The 25,088-nt window shown below is 53.7% G+C and carries 22 protein-coding genes; 1 reads left to right on the top strand and 21 read right to left on the bottom strand.

The annotated features are described in order from the left end of the window. Nucleotides 1-185: 185 nt before the first annotated feature. The 21 genes from hisS to glgA all read right to left on the bottom strand — a co-directional run bounded on the left by hisS (nt 186) and on the right by glgA (nt 23,683). Nucleotides 186-1,541, bottom strand: a complete 1,356-nt coding sequence (hisS, locus tag HGAS_RS00235; protein WP_019125969.1) for a histidine--tRNA ligase — start codon at nt 1,539-1,541, stop codon at nt 186-188. A 65-nt stretch (nt 1,542-1,606) separates the two neighbouring features. Then, nucleotides 1,607-2,350, bottom strand: a complete 744-nt coding sequence (locus HGAS_RS00230) for an MBL fold metallo-hydrolase (protein WP_019125968.1) — start codon at nt 2,348-2,350, stop codon at nt 1,607-1,609. Next, nucleotides 2,347-3,660 (bottom strand): DUF349 domain-containing protein, encoded by a 1,314-nt coding sequence (locus tag HGAS_RS00225; RefSeq protein ID WP_019125967.1) that lies wholly within the window; start codon nt 3,658-3,660, stop codon nt 2,347-2,349. The genes HGAS_RS00230 and HGAS_RS00225 overlap by 4 nt, the downstream gene beginning before the upstream one ends. Nucleotides 3,661-3,825: 165 nt before the next feature. Then, on the bottom strand, nt 3,826-6,132 hold the full coding sequence (locus tag HGAS_RS00220) for a RelA/SpoT family protein (RefSeq protein WP_026066536.1): 2,307 nt from the start codon (nt 6,130-6,132) through the stop codon (nt 3,826-3,828). Between the two features lie 42 nt (nt 6,133-6,174). Further along, nucleotides 6,175-6,717, bottom strand: coding sequence for an adenine phosphoribosyltransferase (locus HGAS_RS00215; RefSeq protein ID WP_009409486.1), 543 nt, complete (start codon nt 6,715-6,717; stop codon nt 6,175-6,177). Continuing rightward, a complete protein-coding gene (gene secF / locus HGAS_RS00210; RefSeq protein WP_019125965.1) occupies nt 6,717-7,784 on the bottom strand; it encodes a protein translocase subunit SecF in 1,068 nt (355 codons plus the stop codon). The genes HGAS_RS00215 and secF overlap by 1 nt, the downstream gene beginning before the upstream one ends. Continuing rightward, nucleotides 7,781-9,730: a protein translocase subunit SecD gene (gene secD, locus HGAS_RS00205; protein ID WP_019125964.1), complete on the bottom strand. Its 1,950-nt coding sequence runs from the start codon at nt 9,728-9,730 to the stop codon at nt 7,781-7,783. The genes secF and secD overlap by 4 nt, the downstream gene beginning before the upstream one ends. Before the next feature lie 28 nt (nt 9,731-9,758). Further along, a complete protein-coding gene (locus tag HGAS_RS00200) occupies nt 9,759-10,133 on the bottom strand; it encodes a preprotein translocase subunit YajC (protein ID WP_019125963.1) in 375 nt (124 codons plus the stop codon). Between the two features lie 99 nt (nt 10,134-10,232). After that, entirely contained in the window at nt 10,233-11,267 is a 1,035-nt protein-coding gene (gene ruvB, locus HGAS_RS00195) for a Holliday junction branch migration DNA helicase RuvB (protein WP_019125962.1), read from the bottom strand. Then, nucleotides 11,257-11,850 (bottom strand): Holliday junction branch migration protein RuvA, encoded by a 594-nt coding sequence (gene ruvA / locus HGAS_RS00190; protein WP_019125961.1) that lies wholly within the window; start codon nt 11,848-11,850, stop codon nt 11,257-11,259. Before ruvA ends, ruvB begins: the two co-directional genes overlap by 11 nt. Nucleotides 11,851-11,900: 50 nt before the next feature. Beyond that, on the bottom strand, nt 11,901-12,530 hold the full coding sequence (ruvC, locus tag HGAS_RS00185; RefSeq protein WP_019125960.1) for a crossover junction endodeoxyribonuclease RuvC: 630 nt from the start codon (nt 12,528-12,530) through the stop codon (nt 11,901-11,903). Nucleotides 12,531-12,532: 2 nt separating this feature from the next. Beyond that, nucleotides 12,533-13,129 (bottom strand): pyridoxal 5'-phosphate synthase glutaminase subunit PdxT, encoded by a 597-nt coding sequence (gene pdxT / locus HGAS_RS00180; protein ID WP_019125959.1) that lies wholly within the window; start codon nt 13,127-13,129, stop codon nt 12,533-12,535. Beyond that, entirely contained in the window at nt 13,123-14,025 is a 903-nt protein-coding gene (gene pdxS / locus HGAS_RS00175; protein WP_019125958.1) for a pyridoxal 5'-phosphate synthase lyase subunit PdxS, read from the bottom strand. Before pdxS ends, pdxT begins: the two co-directional genes overlap by 7 nt. Before the next feature lie 3 nt (nt 14,026-14,028). Continuing rightward, the gene (locus tag HGAS_RS00170; RefSeq protein WP_009409495.1) at nt 14,029-14,790 is read right to left on the bottom strand and encodes a YebC/PmpR family DNA-binding transcriptional regulator; all 762 of its coding nucleotides are present in this window, start codon (nt 14,788-14,790) and stop codon (nt 14,029-14,031) included. A 381-nt stretch (nt 14,791-15,171) separates the two neighbouring features. After that, a complete protein-coding gene (locus HGAS_RS00165) occupies nt 15,172-15,843 on the bottom strand; it encodes a histidine phosphatase family protein (protein ID WP_019125957.1) in 672 nt (223 codons plus the stop codon). Between the two features lie 27 nt (nt 15,844-15,870). Then, entirely contained in the window at nt 15,871-18,894 is a 3,024-nt protein-coding gene (locus tag HGAS_RS00160; RefSeq protein ID WP_233993641.1) for a bifunctional [glutamine synthetase] adenylyltransferase/[glutamine synthetase]-adenylyl-L-tyrosine phosphorylase, read from the bottom strand. Then, complete coding sequence (gene glnA, locus HGAS_RS00155; protein WP_019125955.1) at nt 18,828-20,165, bottom strand: type I glutamate--ammonia ligase; 1,338 nt, start codon at nt 20,163-20,165, stop codon at nt 18,828-18,830. The genes HGAS_RS00160 and glnA overlap by 67 nt, the downstream gene beginning before the upstream one ends. Nucleotides 20,166-20,174: 9 nt before the next feature. Further along, nucleotides 20,175-21,128, bottom strand: coding sequence for an SPFH domain-containing protein (locus HGAS_RS00150; RefSeq protein WP_019125954.1), 954 nt, complete (start codon nt 21,126-21,128; stop codon nt 20,175-20,177). Nucleotides 21,129-21,164: 36 nt separating this feature from the next. Beyond that, nucleotides 21,165-21,596 (bottom strand): NfeD family protein, encoded by a 432-nt coding sequence (locus tag HGAS_RS00145; protein ID WP_009409501.1) that lies wholly within the window; start codon nt 21,594-21,596, stop codon nt 21,165-21,167. 35 nt (nt 21,597-21,631) lie between these two features. Then, on the bottom strand, nt 21,632-22,420 hold the full coding sequence (locus HGAS_RS00140) for an ABC transporter ATP-binding protein (protein ID WP_019125953.1): 789 nt from the start codon (nt 22,418-22,420) through the stop codon (nt 21,632-21,634). Between the two features lie 51 nt (nt 22,421-22,471). Further along, a complete protein-coding gene (gene glgA, locus HGAS_RS00135) occupies nt 22,472-23,683 on the bottom strand; it encodes a glycogen synthase (protein ID WP_019125952.1) in 1,212 nt (403 codons plus the stop codon). Between the two features lie 118 nt (nt 23,684-23,801). Here glgA and HGAS_RS00130 point away from each other — a divergent pair, with 118 nt between their 5' ends. Next, nucleotides 23,802-25,040, top strand: coding sequence for a glucose-1-phosphate adenylyltransferase (locus tag HGAS_RS00130; RefSeq protein ID WP_026066534.1), 1,239 nt, complete (start codon nt 23,802-23,804; stop codon nt 25,038-25,040). Nucleotides 25,041-25,088: the final 48 nt, after the last annotated feature.

Genomic DNA, 25,088 nt, shown 5'->3' with positions numbered 1-25,088 from the left:
CCTTACAATTAGCGTCGCTCAGGGTCGACTTCACGGATGAAGCGCGACCCCACACCGTTTTCACCGCCGAGGCTATGCTCGACCACCATTGGGTAGCGCCTCGTTGCCTAGCAAGGCTATCAGGTCATTGCCCTAGAAACAGTAGTGCCTTCGGTGAGATCGCACACCGAAGGCACTAAAACGACTCAGGAATCCAATTCTTCTGTAGGTCGGATCGCAGGACGCACATCATCTTCAGGAGGTTGCCAACTGTAGATATCAGCCTCAACCTGTTCCCCTGAGCGAATGTCCTTCACCGTATCAGCTTCTCCATCCGAACCGGGGAACCATACGAATGGGATTCCTCGTTTATCAGCGAACTTAATTTGCTTGCCGAATTTTGCGGCGCTAGGTGCCACATCGGTTGGAATACCGCGCCTGCGCAAGATGGTTGCCAAGGCATTGCAGTGTCTGCGCTCTGACTCATCGGCTACGGCAATAACGACACAGGTCGGTACCTTTCGCGAAGCGGAAACCATATCCTGCGAAAGAATTCGCGAGACTAGCCGAGAAACACCAATTGAAAGCCCTACTCCCGGGTAGGTCCGCTTCCCGTCCTTAGCAAGTGAGTCATACCGCCCACCGGAGCAAATGGAGCCGAGATCCTCATGGCCCACAATTTCGCTTTCGTAAACCGAACCGGTGTAATAGTCGAGGCCACGAGCAATCTTGAGGTCAGCGATGATGACTCCCGGCATTGCAGCGTTCGCTTCGTCAACAAGAGCACAAAGCTCAGTCAGCCCTTGATCAAGAGTTTCACTGGAAACCTCCAAAGCAGCAACTTCCTGCTGAAGCTGTGAAGCATCTTCGGTACGAATCTTCGCCATACGTAGAAGAACGTCAATCTGCTCGGAGTTCAATCCTGCTTCGGTAAGTTCTTCCCTCACGCCCTCTGGACCGATCTTGTCGAGCTTGTCTAGGCCCCGAAGTGCCGATTCAACGTCGCTCACGCCAATTCCTTCACAAACGCCCTGAACAACCTTGCGGTTATTCACCAGAACGTGAACAGGCGGAATCGGTAAAGACATCAAGGCCTCGGCCATGACAAGAGGAAGATCGACCTCGTAGTGGAACGGCAACTCCCCCAAGCCGACGACATCGATATCAGCCTGAGTAAACTCGCGGAAACGACCGTCCTGCGGGCGTTCTCCGCGCCAGACCTTTTGAATCTGGTAACGCTTAAAAGGGAAATCAAGCTCGTTTGCGTTCTCAATGACGTATCGTGCGAAGGGCACTGTTAAATCAAAGTGAAGGCCCATCTGACGTTCTTTGGAAGAGCGCTGTCCTTCATCTTTCAGTGCCTGTAGGCGATCCAGAACATAGATTTCTTTCGAGGTTTCACCCTTGGATTGAAGCTGTTCAAGTGTTTCAACCGCTCGAGTTTCAATGCCCGCAAATCCATGGAGCTCAAAGACAGAACGGATGTGATCGAGAATCGCTTGTTCAACGATGCGGCCCTGTGGGAGCCACTCGGGAAATCCTGAAAGTGAAGTACGTGCCATAATCCCTATTCTTTCACGGAGGAGCTCAGCTGTCGGCCCGAGCCATGGGGGCGACGAGAGAGAAATTAACCGATGCTCTTCGCACGACGTAGATAGGCATTATTTGCCAATTCATCACCCATCGTCGTCGCTACAGAGTGCCCGGGGAAAAGAATCGTCTGCGGATCAATAACATTTGCAAGGGTTCGCAAAGTATGCCGCATCTGGGTCTCGTCACCGCCAGGCATATCAGTTCGTCCTACTGAACCGGCAAAAATAACGTCGCCACTGAGCGCCCACGGAACAACAACCCCCGTGTCTAGTGCGCGGACGCCGTTCCAATAGACAGTGAGTACCGAAGCACCCAAAAAAAGCGCCGAACCTTCAGTATGCCCGGGAGCAGGAACCATCCGGAGAACAAGTCCGGGAACATACTCAAAGGAGTCGACCGGGCATTCTTTGATGACTGAAGGCTTACGCCATCCTTCACTGACTTCTTCCGGAAGCGGGAGCGAAACGTAGGAGGCTGGATCGTCAAGGCGGTACGCATCGGGTCCCGGGATCCAGACGGGTGCAGGTCCCTCAGGCGCCCACGACGCAACCTCAGCGCAGTCCCACACGTGGTCAGCATGACCATGCGTTGCTAAAACAGCAGCAACGTATGCCCTGTCTTCCTCGAGCGCCTGACGAATTTCTTCACGTACGCCGAAAGAAGGATCGACAACAAGCGCTCCCACTTGCCCGTCTCCCTGAGACTGCGGCGTAATCACGCAGCAATTCGCGCCGTAGAAGGGAGTGGGAATGACGTGGATTCGAATGTTCTCGTTCACGACAGCGACGAGGAAATCTGGTCGAACCAAGCCTGCTTCGTTTCCAGTGCCTGCGTCAGCTCGCGAACCTTCGCTTCATCACCCGAAGTCTTCGCCTCTTCAAGGTCAGCGCGCAACTGATCGAGCTGTTCTTCAAGCTGACCGAGCATCCCCGTTGCACGAGCACGAGTCTCCGGGTTCGTGCGGCGCCATTCAGCTTCTTCAGCCTTGCGAAGCTCATCCTCAACTGCACGAAGTCGGGCTTCGACCTTACGGAAGTGCTCTGAAGGAACACGACCAATCTCAGCCCAACGATCCTGAATCGACCTCAAAGCAGCCTTGGCCTCTTCATGGTTAGTAATTGGCAGAAGCGCTTCTGCTTCCTTCAGGAGGTCTTCTTTCGCGCTCAGGTTCGCCTGGTACTCGGAATCAACGGCAAGATCGTTGCGGTGACGCGCATCGAAGAATGCCTGCTGGGCAGCGCGGAAACGCGCCCACAGTGCGTCATCTTCACGACGAGAAGCACGCGGTGCGCGCTTCCATTGCTCCATCAATTCACGGAAGGCATTGGAGGTTTCACCCCAATTGGTTGAGTCCTTCAAGGCTTCTGCACGAGCAATGATTTCTTCCTTGACGCGCTTTGCCTGCCCTTGTCGCTCATCGAGCTCAGAGAAATACTGACGACGACGACGATCAAATTGCGTACGAGTCGCAGAGAAGCGCTTCCACAGCTCGTCTTCTGCAGCCTTGTCCAAGCGCGGTCCACGACGCTGGAGTTGCTTCCATTCTTCAAGCAAATCGCGCAGGACCTGTCCCGATTGCTTCCAGTGAATCTTGCTGGACTCTTTAGCAAGGATCGCCTCCGCGCGCTCAACAAGAGCAGTGCGCTCTTCCAGAGCGTGTTCCTTTGCGAGGCGACGTTCTTCCTTCGCTTCTTCCTTACGAGCCTGCGCCCTTTCCTCTACAGCTTGGACGCGGGCGCGCAGTGCCGGAAGATCGCCAATAGCATTTGGCTGTTCAACAGCTTCCTTGAGGGTGGCAAGAGTCTGGTCGATCTCCTTCGGCCCAAGGCTTGCCAAACGGTCTTCAAAGAGTTTGATTGTTGCTTCGAGGTCCGCGTAGCGACGCGTGTAAAGCGCGAAAGGATCCGATGGAAGGCCCTCGGGGAAAGATCCGATCATTCGCTCAGTATCACCGTCTTGAACCCACACATTTCCCTGGGAATCAATTCGACCAAAATCGATCGAAAGCTCGGTCGTTCCGGCCGGTTCGACAGTACGTGCAGCGGCGACTTCAGGCTCAGTGGCCTGGGTTTCAGGCGAAGTAGTCACGATATTCCTTCGAGGTTGGGACAGTTTCCCATCCGACGCGATGTGTGGATTTTCCACACAGGCATACCTTCAGCGGTACATGCTCCATCCTAAAGGAAAAAACCGCCAATCTCATAAAAAATAGGGTGACGTCTCACGAGGATGCCTCAAAATGAGACAGCGTTACTAATTAGCGGAAGTCGAAACACGTACCGCCTCGAACACTCCATCCACACGCCGGAGCGCGGCAAGAACCGCATTCAAATGGCTCATTTCAGCCAAATGGAAGCTGAATCGCGCAGTTGCCACCTGGTCTCGAGTTGAAACGGTAGACGCAGAGACAATATTGACTCGATATTCGGTCATGACTTTGGTGAGATCTGCGAGCAACCCGGGACGGTCCAGAGCTTTCGTCTGAATTTGGACGAGATACTGTGCCTGAGAATGCTCGCTACTCCACGAAACCTGTACAAAGCGCTCCGGATGCAGGCCTTCCAGACGTACCGCATTGGGGCACAAGCGCTGGTGAACGGAAACACCTTGACCGCGGGTAATGAAACCAACGATGTCATCACCGGGAACTGGTGTGCAGCACCGCGCAAGTTTTACCCATACGTCATTAGCGTTCATCCCATCAACGCTCACGCCTTGTCCCTTCGCGCTGAGCTCAGGGGCTGAATGAAGGTGAGCACCCGGGGTGACTGCCTCGGAGAGGGTTTCTTCAGTGCCATCTCCCCCACCGAGATTTTCAACAAGCTTCGAAACAATATTCTGCGCAGAAATATGGCCATCACCAACGGCTGCGTACAGACCCGAAATATCTGGGTACCCCAGCGATGTCGCGACTGAAAGAACAGAATCATGGTTCATCAGACGCTGCAAAGGCAAGTTTTGTTTGCGCATTGCGCGCGCAATACTTTCCTTACCTGCCTCTACTGCTTCTTCTTTTCGTTCCCGAGAAAACCATGCTTTGATCTTTGACCTCGCGCGTGGCGAAGCTACAAAAGCAAGCCAGTCGCGCGAAGGTCCAGCTTTATCCGACTTTGAAGTGACGACTTCGACGGTTTGCCCGGACTCAAGTCGAGTATTAAGCGGGACGAGGCGGCCGTTAACCTTTGCGCCAACAGTCCGATTTCCAACCTCCGTGTGCACAGAGTAGGCAAAGTCCACGGGAGTTGCCCCACGAGGAAGTACGACCACTTCGCCCTTAGGAGTGAAGACATAGACTTCGTCGCCGGAAATCTCATAGCGAAGCGAATCAAGGAATTCTTCGGGATCCCCCGTTTCACGTTCCATATCAACCAGTGCGCGCAGCCAGTTCATCTGTTCATCAGCGCTCATCCGGTCAGAATCTAATGAGTTGGCATTCGGATTCTGCTTGTACTTCCAGTGTGCCGCGACGCCATGTTCTGCATGTTCGTGCATCTCATAGGTACGAATCTGAATTTCAACCGGTTTGCCACCCGGGCCAATGACCGTTGTGTGCAGGGACTGATAGAAGTTGAACTTCGGCATCGCAATGTAGTCTTTGAAGCGCCCCGGAATTGGATTCCATCTTCCGTGCAGAGCCCCTAGAACCGCATAGCAGTCGCGGACGGTTTCGACCAAGACGCGCACCGCGACAAGATCAAAGATCTCATCAAATGCCTTATTGCGGACGATCATCTTTTGATAAATCGAATAGTGATTCTTTGGTCGCCCGGTCACCGTTCCCTGTGTACCTGAACGTCGCAAATCTTCTTCGATCTGAGAAATTACTTCGCGTAAGTAAAGATCACGCTCAGGTGCTCGTTCCGCAACCAGATGATCAATCTCTTCATAAATTTCGGGATAGAGGATCTTGAAAGAGCGCTCTTCCAGTTCCCATTTGATCATATTCATCCCGAGGCGGTGCGCTAGGGGTGCGTAGATCTCAAGAGTTTCGCGTGCCTTCTTCTTCGCTGATTCAACAGGGACAAAACGCCAAGTACGAGCGTTGTGAAGACGATCGGCAAGTTTAATGAGGAGCACTCGAATATCGCGGCTCATCGCGATAATCATCTTGCGCAGGGTTTCAGACTGCGCGCGTTCGCCGTAACGAATCTTATCGAGTTTGGTGACCCCATCGACCAACTGAGCAATAGCGGGGCCGAAATCAGCTGTGAGCTGCTCAAGACTGTAGTCGGTATCTTCAACCGTATCGTGAAGAAGAGCTGCAGCAAGCGTAGGTGAAGTCATGCCAACTTCAGCCAAAATTGTCGCTACCGCAACGGGGTGAGTGATGTACGGTTCGCCGCTCTTACGCATCTGGCCGCGATGCGCTTTCTCGGCTGTCGCATAGGCGCGCTCAATCAGAGAAACATCCGCTTTGGGATGGTTGGCGCGAAGGGCACGAACCAAAGGCTCGATCTCTGGCGTCGTCATCTTCGAACGAGCACCGAACCACACCAGGCCTGAACGCACACGTGACCCGGCCGCAGGTGGCCGGGTCACGTTGTCATTTTGCTCACTCATTCCTCAATGATACAAGCGATCAGTAGGAATGAAAGCCGCAACTTAGAAAACGACAGCAGTTTCAACCTTAACGTGAGGTTCAAGCTTGGAACGTCCGCCAAGAGCTTCAAGTTCCAAAAGAATTGCGACGGCCTCTACCTTCGCACCACACTGCTCTAGAAGCCTGACAGAAGCTGCTGCCGTCCCGCCTGTAGCCAAGACGTCGTCAACGACTAAGACACGCGCGCCTTCTTCAACGAGGCCTGGATTAAGCTCCATCCGAGCCTTACCGTATTCAAGCTCGTAATCGATGCCAATCACCGGACCGGGGAGCTTCCCTCCCTTTCGCACAGTAATCATCCCAATACCGAGCGCAGTTGCCAAAGGTGCTGCAAGTATAAAACCGCGAGATTCCAGGCCTGCAACCGCGTCGATACGCCCGCGGTAGTGGTCAGCCAGCAAGCGAATCAATTCGGCGAAGGCGTGGCCATCCGCCAAAAGAGGAGTGATATCGCGGAAAAGCACACCTTCCTCAGGGAAGTCTTGTACTTCGCGGAGATGGGTGCGAACGAGTTCGCTAACTTCTGCTCCGAGCTCTGCGCTCATCAGCGGGCCTTCTTCCTCTTGGGTTGGGCTTCATTTCCAAGGCGACGACCAGGCTGGACTGGCGCCACACGTACATCGTCACCGGTATGACCTTCACGTTCGCGTCGCTTCGCCACCAAAGCATCGTGCGCCTTGGTTGACGAGCGACGTTCTTCCAGCATAACCAACAAAGGCGAAGCGATGAAGATCGAGGAATATGTTCCGACGATCATACCGACGAACAAAGCAAGAGAGATGTCGGTCAATGTGCCTGCGCCCAGAAGAATCGAACCGATGACAAGAATTGAGCCAACCGGAAGCAAAGCCACGATTGAGGTATTGAGCGAACGCACCATTGTCTGGTTCACAGCAAGGTTGACCATGTCGCCAAAGGTGTAGCGATTTTGATCGTTAATACCCTTCGTGAGTTCTCGAACCTTATCGAACACCACGACGGTGTCATAGAGCGAATAACCCAAAATCGTCAGGAAGCCGATAACTGTTGCTGGCGAGACCTCGACACGAGTAACTGCGAAGAAACCAAGGGTCGTCGCAATATCGTGGAAGAGCGCGAAAATCGCAGCAACGGACATCGTCCAGGATCTGAAGTATGCAGCCATTAGCACTGCGACAAGCGTCAAGAAGATCACAAGCGATTGCGCAGCTTTAGCAGTAACATCGCGTCCCCAGGAAGGACCGATAGATGCAGACTGAACATCCTTCGCATCGACCTTGTAGGCGCTTGCAAGAGCTTCGCGAACCTCGAGTGTCTTTTGCGAATCCAGAGATTCGGTCTGAACTCGGATGCCATCAACGCCAACAGAAGAAACGCGTACTTCAGACGCAAGGTTTCCCTTCTGGATCGCATCGTATGCGGGCTGCTGAGAAGTCTCAGAAAGACCCGTCAAAGTGAATTGCGAACCACCGGTGAATTCGAATGACCGATTAAGCCCAAAGATTCCAATGAGAATCGCACAAATAGCGATCACAGCTAGGGCTGCTCGAACAAAAATCCGACGCTTCGGGACAATCCGATAGGACTTCTCACCCGAATAAAGGGCATTACCCCACTGGGCATAACTCATCATTGCTCTTCTCCTGCCTGCTCGGAAGAAGTGTTGTCCTCGGCATCTTGACTCCCCTGCTCAGCCAAACGTGCTGCACGCTTACGTTCTGCCAAAGAGAGCGGCTGGCCTTCAGCATTGGTCTCGGAAGTGCCGCTAGCGGAACCAGCACCCGAAACCACCACGCGGCCTCGGCCGGCATAGGTAACCGCCGATCGGGCACCGAGGTGCTCGGGATCAAGTCCAGAGAGCTTATGTCCCCCACCGAAGAACTCGGTACGGATGAGCAACTCCATCATCGGATGTGTGAAGAGGAAGATCACGATCAGGTCGACAACTGTTGTCACGCCAAGGGTGAATGCGAAGCCCTGAACGCCGCCAACGGCCAAGATGTAAAGAACCACTGCGGCAACAAGATTAACCGCATCCGAAACCAAAATGGTTCGCTTGGCACGATCCCAACCTTCATCGACAGCGGCGCTCAGCGGACGACCATCACGCACTTCATCTCGAATACGCTCGAAATACACGATGAAGGAGTCTGCCGTCACGCCTACTGAAACGATCAAACCGGCGATACCCGCAAGCGACAGGCGGTATCCAACTGCCCACGACAAGACCGTGATTACCAGGTAGGTCAAGCACCCCGCGACGACAAGCGAGCCAGCGGAGATGATTGCCAGGCCTCGGTACTGCCAAATCATGTAGAGGACAACAAGGACCAGACCAACCAAGCCCGCCCACAGGCCCTTCTCCAAGTGCTCGGAGCCAAGGGTTGCGGAAATCTGCTGCTCAGATTGGACCTCGAAGTTCAACGGGAGCGAACCAAAACTCAGCTGGTTAGCAAGCGCAGCAGCACTCTTTGCAGTGAAGTTACCGGTAATCTGTGCGGTACCCGTTGGAATTTCGGCATTCATCGACGGCGCAGTGATGACTTGACCGTCCAGAACAACAGCGAAGTGATTCCGATCCGGCTTGCCGTAGTTCCTCCCGCTTTGGGTGTCATTGCGCAGATCGTAAAGACGCTTTGAAGCCTCAGCGAACTGCTTGGTTCCCTCAGCGTTAAAGGTCAGATCAACTCCCCACTCACCAGTGGAGTGTCCCTGAGAGTTCATGACCATTCCAGCAGTAGCTTTGGAGAGCTCCGAACCTGAAACGTCAACGGGACCCAGCAGGTACTTAATCTGTCCGTTTGAATCACATGCTGCATAGGGCTTATCGGCAGGCGCTTCGATGCGGCCGCCGCGGCCGGTCGTGCAGTCAAGAGTGTACAGATCGTAAATAGCTTGCTCGGTTGCCCACTTCAGGTCTGAGTTGTTCTGAGGCTGCTCAGTGGGAGTATCCGAGAGCTGACCATCCTTATTCTGATCGGCCAGTTCTTTTGCTCGCTCAGGGCTTAGCGCGGTGCTGACAGTTGAGGGGCTTGCCGAGGCCGAGGGAGATGCAGATTCGCTAGGCGCGGCAGACTCGGACGCTGAGGGCGTTGAGCTTGCCGGGGCCTCAGGATTGTTCACCTGCGTCTGGTTACTAGAATCGGTCGCGCTCGGGGTCGGGTTACTTTGCGGCTGAGTGGCGGGAAGCATTGCTAGAACCGGACGGAAATTCATCTGAGAGGACGAGCGGATCAGGTTCAGAGTTTCCTGCGAAGGAGTACCTGGAATCGACACCGAGATATTCGAGGAACCCAGGGAAGAGATCTCGGACTCGGACACACCTGAGGCATCGATACGCTGACGAATGATATTGATCGCCTCGGTAATGTCGTTCTCAGTAACCTCGCGATCCACCCCTCCAGAAGCAACCGGAGTCAGGATCAACTGCGTACCACCCTGCAAGTCCAACGCAAGCGAGGGAATATATGAAGCACCTTTATTCGTCAGTTTTCCGACAACAAGAGATGCCGTACCAAGAACAAAAATAAAGATTAGAGTAAATAGAGCGCGCCAAGGATGGCGCTTTTGAGTTGTCACGATGGTCTACCTTTAGTTCCCCTTGGGATCACTTCGTCTCGGCCGAGTCGTCCTGCGAATCCAAGCCAAGAACCGGCTCTTCTTCAGACTCGCCAGAAGCGTCGTCTTTCTCTGCATCAGTGCTCTGGAACGGAAGTTCCTCAGCCACGTCCAAAATTGCCCGCTGATCCCAATAAGTCTCGTGGCCACCGGGGGTCTCAAGAATGACGATCTCACCATCTTGGTCAACGAAACGACCCCAGAATCCAGAACGCAGACGAACCCAGGCGCCGGGAACCATCATTTCCTTACGACGTTCTTCAGCTTTCTTTTCCTGTTCAGCCATACGCTTTCGAGCACGGCTATTGAAAATAAACATGGCGACAAGCATCAGGCCGATGAAAATCAGGAACGGTGTACTCACGATCTATCTTTCTTCTTGGGGCAGGAACGCATGAAAGCTATCCGCATACAGTGTAATAGGAAGCAGCGCATTTGGGTGACATCCCAATATAAAACGAGATTACTCAAAAAGAACGGATTCAGCCGGCGGCGTTAAACCAAGGTGTTTCCATGCTTTAGCAGTTGCCATCCGACCGCGTGTCGTCCTCAGGATGAAACCTTCACGAACCAAATAGGGCTCTGCGACCGTCTCAACGGTTTCCGCTTCCTCGCCAACAGTTACTGCAAGAGTGGTAAGACCAACCGGTCCTCCCGCAAATCGGCGGCACATTGCGTCAAGAACAGCACGATCCAGACGGTCCAGGCCAAAAGCATCGACCTCAAAGAGCTCAAGAGCGCCTCGCGCCGCTTCAAGCGTGAGCTGACCATTGCCTCGAACTTGGGCGTAGTCAACGACACGACGCAGCAACCTATTGGCAATTCGAGGAGTTCCCCTGGAACGAGAAGCGATTTCATGGGCTGCTTTCGCATCAATAGGAGTTGAGAGAAGCTCTGCAGAACGCCGGACGACCATTTCAAGGTCTTCCGTCGAATAAAACTCGAGATGAGCGGTGAAACCAAAGCGATCACGAAGCGGTGCAGGAAGAAGGCCAGAACGAGTTGTCGCACCAACAACAGTAAAAGGCGGTAGGGTCAGCGGAATCGACGTCGCTCCCGGACCTTTACCTACGACGACGTCAACCCGGAAATCCTCCATTGCGAGGTAAAGCATTTCCTCGGCAGTGCGGGCAAGACGATGAATCTCATCAATGAAGAGAACATCGCCTTCCTGCAGCCCGGATAAAATTGCAGCTAAATCACCAGCATGCTGAATCGCCGGTCCTGAAGTGAGGCGCAATGATGTCCCCATTTCAGCAGCGATGATCATTGCCAGTGTCGTCTTACCTAATCCAGGAGGTCCTGCTAGTAAAACGTGGTCGGCACTCGCGCCACGAGCCCGCGCAGCATCAAGCACTAACTGAAGCTGATCACGAACAACCTTCTGACCAACAAATTCGCTCAAACGCTTGGGACGAAGAGCAGCCTCAGCAGCCCTCTCAAGTTCTCCCGCATCTGGCGCGACAATGTTAACGGAGGCCTCGAACTCATCGGCCATTTGCGCCTCCCAACTTAATCAATGCTGCACGTAGAAGATCCGAAGCGTTGAGACCATTTCCGCCTAGCTCGGCCAGCGCAGCGTCTGCCTTTGCATCGTTCCATCCCAAGCCAATCAACGCTGCCTTCACCTCTGCTTCGACTACTCCCGACATCGGTGCCGAGGCCTGAGGAAGTTCAGCCGGCACTCCGAGCTTATCGCCCAACTCCACAAGCATGCGCGAGGCAACCTTCTTACCAACTCCGGGAATCCTGGCCAGAGCTGCGGCATCTTGATCTGCCACAGCGCGCCGTAGATCATTCGGGGTGAAAACAGAAAGAGCGGCCAGGCCAATCCTGGGGCCGATACCGCTGACTGACATGAGGATTTCGAATACTTCGCGCTCTTCTTCAGTCTTGAACCCGTAGAGCGTTAAAGAATCTTCACGAACAATCAGATGGGTATAGAGCTCAACATCATCACCTTTGTGGAGCTCACTAGCAAAAGGTGGAGTCACGAAGACCTGAAAGCCGATGCCTCCGTGTACAACAACGACGTCACCCACACCTACGCGTGCGATATTGCCGAGAACTCGGGAAATCATGCTTTCACCTCAACAATGCTCTTGATGGGACCGAACATACGTACGATACCCTAGCTACGGCGACGACGGGGATCGACCGCGCCGGTTCGGCGCTGCGCAGCTTGAGCCTCTGCCCACATTTGTTGTGCTGGAGTCAGACGTCCCCTAGCCGAAAGCTTTCCTGACTGAGAAACAGCAACTGTAGAGTCTCCCCGAGCTCCAAGCAGTCCAGTCCCCCGCCATGCGTGGCAGATTGCAATCGCTAATGAGTCAGCGGCATCAGCGGGCTTCGGGGGCTTATCCAAACCCAGAATACGAGCAACCATGTGCTGAACCTGCGCCTTATCAGCATTACCATTCCCTGTCACTGCACTCTTAACTTCTGAAGGAGTATGTATTGCCATAGGAAGTCCAGCGCGTCCCGCAGCTGCAAGTGCAACTCCCATAACCTGCATAGTCGTCGAAACCGAACGAAGATTGTCCTGAGCGAAAACCTGTTCGATGGCAACAACCTCAGGTTCGTATAGGGAGATCACATGATCAATCGCATCGGCGATCTTGGCTAAGCGAAAATGCTGGGCAAGTTCGGTTGAAGACCGGGCAACTCCGACAAAAACCATCGATGCACGCCGAGAAGGATCGACGTCAACAACACCCAAGCCGCAGCGTGTGATACCCGGATCAATTCCCAAAACCCGCATGATTAAGATTCCTGCTGAACCATCCGTGTAAAGAGCTCGTGGAAGCGCCAGTCCGTACCGATCTCCGGGTGGAAGGAGGTTGCGAGCGCCTGACCACTGCGGACAGCAACAATTGGACCATCGGAAGTATTTCCGGCACGCGCGAGTACGTCCACAGACGCGCCCACTGACTCAACCCAAGGCGCCCTAATAAAGACGGCGGGGAAAGGCTTCCCTTCGATACCTTTGATATCAAGCTCTTCTTCGTAAGAGTCCACCTGACGGCCAAAAGCATTCCGGCGCACAACCATGTCGATGGCGCCAAATGAACGCTGATCATCCCTGCCATCAAGAATCGAAGTCGCAAGCATGATCATTCCCGCGCATGTCCCATAGACCGGCATTCCATTTGATATCTGCTCAGCTAACTGATCAAAAATGCCGAATGAAAGCAGCAGATTAGACATAGTTGTCGATTCGCCGCCTGGAATTACCAAACCGTCAACAGAGGCGAGTTCCTCGCTACGTCGCACTAGGACAGCGCGGGCGCCGGATTCTTCCAGCGCCCGCACATGTTCGGCGACATCACCCTGAAGGGCGAGAATGCCAATATTTACCATCCGCGTTCAGCCAATCGATGGTCAACGGGAAGGTCGTCGACGTTTATGCCAACCATTGCCTCACCAAGCCCACGCGAAACTTCTGCAATAACCGAAGGATCATCGTAGAAAGTCGTCGCCTTGACGATAGCGGCCGCACGCTTCGCAGGATCACCCGACTTGAAAATGCCGGAGCCGACAAACACGCCTTCGGCACCAAGCTGCATCATCATGGCAGCGTCAGCGGGGGTGGCAATGCCACCAGCCGTGAAGAGCACGACGGGGAGGCGACCCTCGCGGGCGACCTCGGCGACGAGCTCGTAGGGTGCCTGAAGTTCCTTGGCCGCGACGTAGAGCTCGTCCTCGGGCAGGGATGTCAGGTGGCGAATCTCGTCGCGAATCTTACGCATGTGCGTGGTCGCGTTGGAGACGTCGCCGGTGCCGGCCTCGCCCTTAGAACGGATCATGGCAGCGCCCTCGTTGATACGGCGAAGCGCCTCACCGAGGTTGGTCGCACCACAGACGAAGGGAACGGTGAAGTTCCACTTGTCGATGTGGTGGCTGTAGTCGGCGGGGGTCAGCACCTCGGACTCGTCGATGTAATCAACGCCAAGCGACTGAAGAACCTGTGCTTCAACAAAGTGACCGATGCGAGCCTTTGCCATGACCGGGATCGAAACGGCATTAATGATGCCATCAATAAGATCCGGGTCAGACATGCGAGCAACGCCACCCTGCGCACGAATATCCGCCGGGACACGCTCGAGTGCCATAACTGCAACGGCACCGGCATCTTCAGCGATCTTTGCTTGCTCAGGGGTAACGACATCCATGATGACGCCGCCCTTGAGCATCTGAGCCATTCCGCGCTTGACCTGAGGGGTTCCGACCTCACGAGTTGCCGTCTGCTCAGTCATCACTCACTCCTCTTCTTCCAGCTGGGCCTGCACCTCATCGGAAAGAGACATATTGGTGTAGATGTTCTGCACATCGTCAGAATCTTCAAGTGCGTCAATGAGCTTATTAACCTTGAGCGCACCTTCAAGATCGAGTTCAACTTCGGTGGACGCTACGAATTGAACTTCCGCCGAGTCATAGTCGATTCCCGCTTCTTGCAGCGCCTTGCGGACTGCAACGACATCGCTGGGCTCACACTCAATAACAAAGCCCTCGCCGAGGTCTTCAACCTCTTCAGCGCCAGCGTCAAGAACAGCTTCCATGATGCTGTCTTCGTCTACACCGTCTGCAGCGGGCACCTCAATGACACCACGCCTCGAGAACAGGTAGGCAACCGAACCGGGGTCGGCCAGCGAGCCGCCGTGACGGGTGAATCCCAGACGAACATCGGATGCCGCACGGTTACGGTTGTCAGTCAAACACTCAACCAAGAAGGCGACACCGTTAGGGCCGTAGCCTTCGTACATAATGGTTTCGTAGTTTGCGCCACCGGCTTCTGCACCCGAACCACGCTTGACGGCGCGATCGATGTTATCTGCGGGAACAGAGTTCTTCTTTGCCTTCTGGATGGCATCAAAGAGGGTGGGATTTCCGGCGGGATCACCACCACCGGTACGAGCAGCAACTTCAATATTCTTAATCAGTCGTGCGAAGAGCTTACCGCGCTTGGCGTCAATCGCCGCCTTCTTGTGCTTGGTAGTCGCCCACTTAGAGTGTCCCGACATTACTTCTCCCTTTTGGGCTGGATTAATACTGTGCCAGTTTACAGCTCATACCCTCACTTCCCCACCGGGCGCGCGTTTTATGGGACAATGCACCTCGCCAGTATGGTGGATGTTCGCCGAAAATTCGAGCATTGACTTGGTTCTTCTAGGAGGGAACATGTCTTTAGGACGCGGTATCGAGCACTGCGTATGCTCTGCAAGAGAGTGCGAGAATTCGGCGGTTTTCATCATCGAATGGTCGAATCCGAAGATTCATACCGGTCGTACTAAGAAGTGGCTTTCATGCGAAGAGCATCGCCAATTCCTTATCGACTACCTCAGGTATCGAAACTTTCCCTATGAGGTGCGCACTTTCAATCCACCACAGACTGGAGCCCCGTCTCAGTCACCGCGAAGTTGATCCCCGTCCCAACTGATAGCAGAAAGAGAAGCGAAAACCCCCTCACTGCTGAGGGATCGAATTTCTTCGATATCAACATCAAACACCGCGATTCCGGTATTTGACATGAAGCGAGTGAGCGGAATTCCCCGACGAATATCCTCACTGAGATACGCAGAGATCACACGAATCAGACCTCCGTGCGCAACAAGTGCTCCAATCCCCTGATCCGCAGCAACGCTGTAAGCACGTTCCATCACGGCTTGAATCTCGGGGATGACGCGTCCGAGAAACTCGTAACCGTCCTCAGCACCGGGCATACGATGCGAAAAATCTCCCTGCATCCACGCTGCGCAGGCTTCCACGTAAATCCTGATTGCAACGGGATCGCATGACATCTCAAGATCGCCGGCACTCACTTCACGAATCTGTGCCGTCACTACTGGTGTTAGCCCAAAAAGCTCACACAACGGTTCCGCAGTCTGTTGCGTTCGTTTCATCGCAGAGACAGTGAGCGCATCCAATTGCCCCGCCACTTCACGCACAAAACGTTCTTTCAGGCTCTCAGCCTGCGAGAGCCCGAGTTCGGTCAGCGGCAAGCCCGGGAGGCGAGTATCCAAGGAGGCTGTGATGTTTGCTGGAGTTTGTCCATGTCTAATTAATGCAAGCTTCATGCCGCTCCCCTATTGCTACGCCTAATTTCACGAGATATTCCAAAACAGTTTCTCAAATACCTCCCGCATTTTACGTGAGGAGGTCAGCCATTTCGTCGTCATTTCTTCACGCTGATCGCGCGAATAACCCATGAGCATAGCCATCGCCACAAGTTGCTCAGTATTTGAGGGAATAACATCATTTTTCGAGGCAGAAGGGCCTGCGGCGATAACCCGGGCGCGCCTCAGTTCTTGCCCAAATTCCCAAGTCGAGGCAGCGCGTTGATACTCGCTTTGAGTGAGTTTTCCTCTGTGGAGTAGTTCCAGCAAAGCTTGCCTTGTGGAAGATGTTCGAAGGTCACGGTCCTCACTCCCCGACTGTAATTGCAGTAGTTCGACAAGCCATTGGATATCGGAAAGGCCTCCGGGGCCTAGTTTGATGTGCATCCGCGGGTCAATGCCCCCGGGAATTCTTTCTCGTTCGACACGGACCTTCATTAATTGAATATCACGGGTTTCATCATCGCTCAAAGGTGAGCGGAAACAATATGTTTGCGCAAATTGATACAGCGCATCTGCTGTGTTCCCGGCCCCAAGCGGGCGCAGACGAACAAGCATTTGTTTTTCCCACACCTGTGCCCAGCGTTCGTAATACTCGGTATAGGAGTCGAGAGTGCGTACTAAGGCTCCGTTTTTTCCCTCGGGACGCAGAGCAAAATCCAAAGCTACGGGTAGAGCTCGGCTCGAGGTAGAAAACAATTGCTTAAGCCGCGTGATTCGATCATGCGCACGACGTAGAGCACTGGCATCACAGCTATCAGCAACGATGGCAAGAACATCCAAATCCGATGTATAGGACAGCTCCCGCGCCCCATAACTACCCAAGGCACACAGTTCGATGTGCAAATCCGGAATGCGCTCTTCACTCTCGTCAAAAAGATCGAAGGCTTCGAGGGCCGAGAGCACACAGGCATCGGCAACAACACAGAGGTCCCTACCCACCCCTTCTTTTGAACCCGTGGCCTCGCGAAGCGCAATACGCAAAACTTCACGCGTGCGAATAAGGCGAATCTTCTCAATCGCCTCGTCAATGCTCCCAGCTCTTCCCGCGACCGAACGCATTTGGCGGGAAAGTACGTCGAATGAAGGCGTTGCAAGCAATTCAGCTGAATCAAGCCACGAGACGGCCTCTGGGAAAAGACGGATCAGGGAACCAATCCACGCGGATGCAGAAAGAACCCGACACAGCTGCGAGGCCGCATAATCGCTATCGCGTAGAAGTGCCAAATACCAATGAGAATCACCAATCTCATCGGAAAGAACTCTGAAATTAAGCAAGCCCATATCGGGATTAGCACCATCGGCAATCCATGAGAGCAATACGGGAAGAAGATGACGCTGAATCATCGCACGCCTGGAAGTTCCCGCACATAGAGACTCGATATGTTTGAGGGCGCTGCGCGGGTCCAAGTAACCGATCGCTCGCAGACGATCCATCGCAGCTTGGTCATCAAGATGAATGAGATCCTCATCCAGCCGGGCACTTGCAGCAATAATTGGCCGGAAAAATACCGAATGGTGAAGCTCTCGCACTCGCAAACGAAGTGCTCGAAGGTGCTCGTGAAGCTGCTCAACTGTGGCGGGCGCTGCGTGAAGCGAACGCAGAAGGCGTTCGAGCTGACGAAGACCACTGGGAAGCGTATGGGTTCGGTGCATCCTGAGCAGCTGGGAGCGGTGCTCAAGGATACGCAAAAACGCATAGGCTTCCCGAAGATTAGCAGCGTCCGCACGCGCAATATATCCTCGTGCACTTAATGCCTCGAGTGCACCAAGAGTCGATCGCTGCCTGATCTGGATATCGTTTCTCCCGTGGACTAGCTGCAGAAATTGAATCGAAAATTCGATATCACGCAGTCCTCCCACGCCCAGCTTTAACTCGCTGTCACGCACCTTTGGCGGCACTGAGTTTTCAACTTGAGCGCGCATCGAACGAACGTCATCGACAAAACCTGGACGCGCCGAGGCTTCCCAAATAAAGGGCGCAGCATACTCAAGAAAACGCGCCCCAACTTCCATATCGCCAGCACAGGGACGTGCTTTCAGCAGCGCCTGGAACTCCCAGTTTTGCGCCCAGCGATCCCAGTAAGCACGGTAAGAATCAATGGTGCGCACAAGTGCTCCATCACGGCCCTCCGGACGTAAATTCGCATCTACGCTCCACAGCGGCGCCTCTTTACTAGGACTGGAGCAGATGGATGCCACCAGGCTTGCAATACGCGTTGCGCGCTCAAGGCGTAAACGAGTGAGCTCTGCGTCTTCCGTGGGTGCACTATCCGCAAGCACGTACATGACATCAACATCGGAAACATAATTGAGCTCACCTCCCCCAGTCTTTCCCATTGCGATAATGCACAAAGGCACCTCAGCATCGGGGGCTTCAAGAAGGCGAGCAATATAGAGCGCTCCTTGAAGAGCCTCGTCTGCAGCCTCTGAGAGACGTGCGGTAATGGATTCAACATGATCGGGTGCGTAAGCGTTCTCGGCCAGAAGATCATCCGCAATGATGTCAAAAAGCCTCCGCCGATAGACCATTCGAAGGTACGAGGCCGCCTCTTCCCAGCGTGACTCAGGAGCCTCGTCCGCAGCCGTCGCAGGCCATCCCTTGGGTAGCAGTCGGCAAAGTTCGTCGGTTATACAAAGCTTTGTCGCACCGGGAGCATCTGGAAGGAAAAAATTCGGGTGCTGGAGAAGATAATCTCCCCACCACGATGAGAAACCGAGAACTACAGCAAGGCGCCTGGCACTGGCGGCATCATTTTGAAGCAGGCTGATCAGCGAAGGACATTCATCGTGTGCTCTTGCGCAGAAAACCGCAAACTGTTCAATATCCGCACATATTTCGAGTGAGTCAATATGCTCGGTATCGCTCAAACCAGAAGATTCGAGGAGTGCCCGAATGCGTTCAGGTTGAGTCACACCAAAACGGCGTAATTCACGATCAGAGATCATCCATTGACCTTGAGGAATTGACGGAGTTCTGCCGGAGTAATCTGCCGACGGTACTCGCGCCATTCATTCTCTTTTTCACGCAGAAGGTGCTCGAACACCTGCTCGCCCAACGCCTCGGCAACTAAATCCGATGAACGCATTGCGCGCAGGGCATCAGAAAGCGACGAGGGCAGCGGGTGGATGCCTAAAATCTGACGCTCTGTTTCGCTGAGTTGCCAGACATTATCTTCTGCTTCTTCAGCGAGAGGCATTTTCTTTTCGATACCGTCAAGACCGGCGCTAATTAGCACAGCGAGTGCGAGATAGGGATTTGCTGCAGGATCAAGTCCCCTGTATTCGATTCGTGCGCTGCTCTTCTTCGAAGGCTTATATACGGGAACGCGAACGAGCGCCGAACGATTATTGTGACCCCAACAAATATAGGAGGGCGCTTCTCCCCCGCCCCATAGACGCTTGTAGGAGTTCACATGCTGATTGGTAATCGCAGCTATCTCGCGCGCATGGTGAAGCAAACCGGCAATGAAATAGCGACCAATCTCGGAGAGCTGGTAGCGTCCAGAGGGATCGTAGAAGGCATTTTCATCCCCTTCGAATAGCGAAAGGTGGGTGTGCATTCCCGATCCAGGGCGATTAATGAAGGGCTTTGGCATGAAGGTAGCGAGCATCCCCTCAGCCAGCGCTACCTCTTCAATCAAGGTCCGGGCGGTCATGATGTTATCGGCCGCATGAAGAGCGTCGACCGCACGAAGATCAACTTCATTTTGGCCAGGCCCACCTTCATGGTGCGAGAACTCTACCTGGATCCCCGTCTCTTCTAAGGCACGCACGATCTTCCGGCGAAAATCGTTAGATAGCCCGCGAGTCACATGATCGAAATAGCCAGCTTGATCAACCGGTTCTAGATGATTGATATCGACCGGCTGACGAAGAAGATAAAACTCAATCTCCGGGTGGGCGAAGACTGAAAAGCCCATCTCCGAGGCGCGCTGAACTGCACGCTCGAGCGCGCCTCGGGGATCGGCTGGTGATGGCAAGCCATCCGGGGTGAGGACATCACAGAACATCCGCCCGTGAACATCAGTGCCATCTTTTGTATGCAAACGTTGGAAAGTTGCAGCATCAGGACGCAAAAGCATATCGGATTCGTAGACACGAGTTAGACCTTCAATGGAAGATCCGTCGAAACCGATTCCCTCGCTAAAAGCCTCCTCGAGCTCTCCGGGGTCAATTGAGACCGATTTGAGCACTCCAGCGACATCCGTAAACCACAAGCGGATTAGGCGGATATCTTCCTGGGCAACACTACGAAGGACCTGTTCCTGCTGCTGTTTCATCTGCTTACCTTAGGAGCGACCAAAACCCTTGGAGATGGCATCCAGTGCACCGGTGAGATCTGAAGGAAGAACCCACAACTTTGAAGCCTGGCCATTAGCAATACGAGGCAGCATCTCCAAGTACTTGTAGGACAGCAGTTCAGGAGTTGCATGTCCCTGATTGATCGCATTGAAGACGACAGAAATTGCTTCAGCTTCGCCCTCTGCGCGGAGGATCTGCGCTTGGCGTGCACCTTCAGCCTGAAGAATCAGTGCTTCCTTTTCACCACGTGCCTGAAGCACTTGAGCTTCTTGCTGTGCTGATGCTGCAAGGACGGCAGCCTGCTTCGCGCCTTCTGCCTTCTTAATTTGTGCCTCGCGCTCGGCTTCAGCGGTCAAGATCGTGGCGCGCTTCGTACGCTCAGCTGTAATTTGCTGCACCATTGCAGAGAGAACATTCGGCGGTGGTTCAATTGACTTGAGCTCGACGCGTGTCACGCGAATACCCCACGGGCCAGTTGCTTCATCAAGCACACCACGAAGTTGCTTGTTAATGGATTCACGGCTGGTCTGAGTTTCTTCCAGATCCAAGGAACCGATGAGGTTACGAAGAGTAGTTGCAGTCAGCTGCTCGATCGCCTGCAGGAAGTTAGCGACTTCGTAGGTTGCACTACGAGGATCGGTAATCTGGAAATAGATGACCGAATCAATTTCAACCATTGCCTGGTCTGCAGTAATCACTGACTGCGAAGGGAAATTCACAACCTGTTCGCGAAGATCGATGCGTGCGGCAACGCGATCGACGAAGGGAACAAGCAGGTGAATACCACCGTGCAGAACGGAACGGAAACGACCAAGTCGTTCCACAACGTATGCTTCAGACTGCGGGACGATACGGACAGCGCGAGCGATAGCGATCATGACGAAAATCGCCAGCACAACACCGACTATCATTACGATGCTCCCGATGGGATCTTCATTCATCAATCCCTCCCCTTTCTATGAGTAAACCGGATGAAATTAAGAGTGAAGCGGTTGAACAACTGCGGTGGCACCGTCGATCGCGACGACAGTCACCTCGGTGCCGACAGGAATCAGGCCTTCGGAACTTCGTGCGCTCCATTCACCACCTGAAAACTGAATTCGGCCGTCACGATCGCCGACCAACTGGGTGACATAACCGGTCTTGCCGATCAAGGCATCCGCGTTGGTTCGCACATCCTCACCTGAGCGTTGAATACGCCCTTTCATCAACGGACGAAGAGCGAAGATCAAAAGTATTGAAACAACGACGAAAACGACGATCTGAGCTAAGGTCCCTCCACCAAAGAGCGCGACAAGACCCGCCGCGATTGCAGCGATGGCAAACATTAGGAAAACGAAGGTAATAGTCAAGACCTCGATGATGCCAAAGACGAGCGCAGCAAGAAACCACATCCACCAGGTAATCATTGCTTTTCACCTACTTCTGTGTACCGGAAAATTGATCAACGGGGTAATCCACGGGCGAACCAACGGCCGTTTTCGTTTTCAACGCTGAGTGCTAGTTCGAAGGCATCCGAAAGTACCCGGCCATTTAGCACCTCATTAACAGTGCCGGCAGCGAAGATTTCTCCGTCCTTCATCACAGCTGCGTGCGTAACCCCCTGTGGAATTTCTTCAAGGTGATGCGTCACCAAAATAACCTGAGGGGCATTCTTCCCAGCGATGATCTCTTCCATGGCAGCAATGAGAAGCTCTCGCGCTCCAAGGTCGAGGCCCGCAGTTGGTTCATCAAGAATGAGTACTTCGGGATCCGACATCAAACCGCGTGCGAGAACGATCCTCTGGCGTTCACCCTCAGACAAGGTGTGGAAAGGACGCTCCTCGAGGTGATCAACACTAAATAGACCGAGCAAGTCACGGGCACGCTGGGTATCGATATCTTCGTAAGTCTCTGCAAATGGTGCGGAGACCCCCCAAGCGGCTGAGCGCACCACATCAATCACACGCATACTTGGACGTAGTCGTTGGGTGGTCGACAAAGATACTAACGAGCAGCGTGATGCAAGTTCTTGGGGCTGGAGATCAGTGACCGAACTACCATCAAAACGAACACTTCCGCTTGTCGGTTGAACTTTTCCGCTCGCAACGCGAACGAGAGAAGTCTTTCCTGCCCCATTTGCACCCAGAACGGCCCACTGCTCGCCGCGATGGGTATTCCACGTGATGTTATTTAAAATCTGGGTTTCGCCACGCGTTAAAGCAACATCATCGAGCTCAATTACCGTATTCATTGTCTTAGTATCCCGCAGCTCACAGTAGGTGTCCTCTTCAAAGTCATCAGCTCAGTGAACGAGCTTCTGATAAAGGGCAACAGTCTTATCACCGATCGCATCCCACGAGAAATAATCACGTGCATGACGCAACCCTGCTTGCCCCATTTGATGAGCCTTTTCAGGCGACGACAGCACCTCGATCAAGCGATCAGCCATATCACTTTCGAATTGCTCAGGATCCAACGGAGTCCCAGTCCCGTCATGAAGCTGCTTGATCGGCACAAGATAACCTGTCTCACCATCAACAATGACATCTGGAATACCGCCCGTTGCTGTTCCAACAACAGGTAAACCAACAGCCATAGCTTCCAAATTGACGATGCCAAGAGGTTCATAGATCGAAGGCGTAATAAAGACAGTAGCGGCATCCAAGAGCGCAATAAGATCGGCGCGAGGTAGCATTTCGGAGATCAAAACGACACCATTGCGACTATTGCGCAACTCGGCCACCAGTCCTTCAACTTCGGCGGCAATCTGCGGAGTATCTGGCGCACCAGCGCACAAGATGACCTGGACTTCCTCGGGAAGACGACGCGCGGCGCGCAGGAAGTACGGCAGTCCCTTCTGGCGAGTAATCCGCCCAACGAAGATCACTGAAGGCCTGTCCGGATCTACCCCCCAGTGCTCAAGGACCTTAACCTGATGTTCTTTCTCAGCATCGGTTGTTGGAATATGCCATTGAGTCAGATCAATTCCGTTATGGATGACATGAACGCGGTCGGGATCCACGGCGGGATAGGCGCGCAAAATGTCCTCGCGCATTCCGTGTGAAACTGCAACAATACCTGCCGCAGCCTCGTAGGCAGAACGCTCAACGAAAGAGGAGACGCGGTACCCGCCACCGAGCTGCTCGGCCTTCCACGGGCGCAGTGGCTCCAGCGAATGAGCCGTCACGACGTGGGGAATATCGTTCATCAAGGATGATAGGTGCCCGGCGAAATTTGCATACCACGTATGCGAGTGCACCAAATCGGCGCCAACTGTATCTGCAGCGATGGCAATGTCGACGCCAAGCGTACGCAGAGCAGGGTTGGCATGTGCCAGCTCCGGTAGATCCGAATATCCAAGGACTTCTCCCGCATCTTCACGGGGACCGTCAAAAGCATGAATACGAAGCTCATCCACCCGAGAGCGGAGAACCTTAGCTAATTCAGTAACATGAACTCCCGCGCCTCCGTAAACATGTGGCGGGTATTCTCTGGTCAACAAGTCAACGCGCATGTGAGCTCCTTCGACGCACGGGTGCTTCTAGCTTAGCGGAAATTTCTCTCTCAATATGTTCTTCACCACGTTCTAAAATCCGCAACCAAAATCATGAATTTACGCATACTCTAGAGCCATGGCTAAAAATCATATTCTCGCGATCGTTCTAGCCGGAGGCGAAGGTAAAAGGCTAATGCCTCTCACCATGGATCGGGCAAAGCCGGCCGTTCCCTTCGGTGGTCATTACCGACTCATTGATTTCTCACTATCGAATATGGTCAATTCTGGCTATATGAAGATCGTTGTACTGACTCAGTACAAGTCGCATTCACTGGACAGGCACGTAACCCGGACCTGGTACACCTCTCCCCTGCTTGGCAATTTCATTGCTCCAGTTCCTGCCCAACAGCGTCGTGGGCCACACTGGTACCTGGGAAGCGCTGATGCGATTTACCAGTCACTCAACATCGTTGATGATGAAAATCCCGACTATATTGTCATCACTGGCGCTGACAATATTTACCGCATGGACTTCTCACAGATGGTCCAGCACCACATCGATTCCGGGCTTCCCGCGACCGTCGCAGGAATTCGCCAGCCCATCGAAGTCGCATCGGCCCTCGGTGTAATCGAAGGCAAGGATGGCCACGTCGATCGCTTCGTTGAGAAGCCTCAAAATCCAGTTGGCCTCGAGGACGATCCCACCCAGGTTCTTGCCTCAATGGGCAACTACGTCTTCACGACTCAGGATCTGATCGCCGCGCTTCGAGAAGATGCTGAGGACCCCCTGTCGAAGCACGATATGGGTGGGAATATCATTCCCTGGTTCGTTGAGCGTGGCATGTGCGGCTACTACGACTTCAAGGACAACGATGTTCCCGGTTCGACGGATCGAGACCGCGATTACTGGCGCGATGTCGGTACTTTGGACGCCTACTACGAGGCAAATATGGACCTCATTAGCGTTCATCCAGTCTTTAATCTCTATAACAGGGATTGGCCCACGATGACGCTTTTGGACGGCTCATTGCCTCCTGCAAAGTTCGTTTATGGAGACGAACATTCGCGTATGGGACACGCAGTCGACTCCTTCGTTTCACCCGGGGTGATTATTTCGGGTGGCGAGGTCTACCACTCGATTGTTTCTCCAAATTCCTATGTCCATTCATGGGCACAAGTCACTGACTCAGTGATCATGCACGGTGTGCGTGTCGGCCGTTCCTCGCAGGTCGTAAAGACAATCCTGGACAAGAACGTCGTCGTTGAAGAGGGCGCGATTGTCGGTGTCGATTTGGAACACGATCTCGAGCGTGGCTTCACGGTGACGGAATCAGGAATTACCGTCGTCCCCAAGGGAACAATTGTGACCCGATAGTTCGTAAGAACTGAAAGTTAGCCCCCTGCGATGATGACTCACGCAGGG

Source organism: Actinomyces sp. ph3 (assembly GCF_000308055.1).
Classification (GTDB): Bacteria; Actinomycetota; Actinomycetes; order Actinomycetales; family Actinomycetaceae; genus Pauljensenia.
Note: the sequence above shows the minus strand (reverse complement) of the source record. Positions and strands in the feature narration are given on the sequence as shown.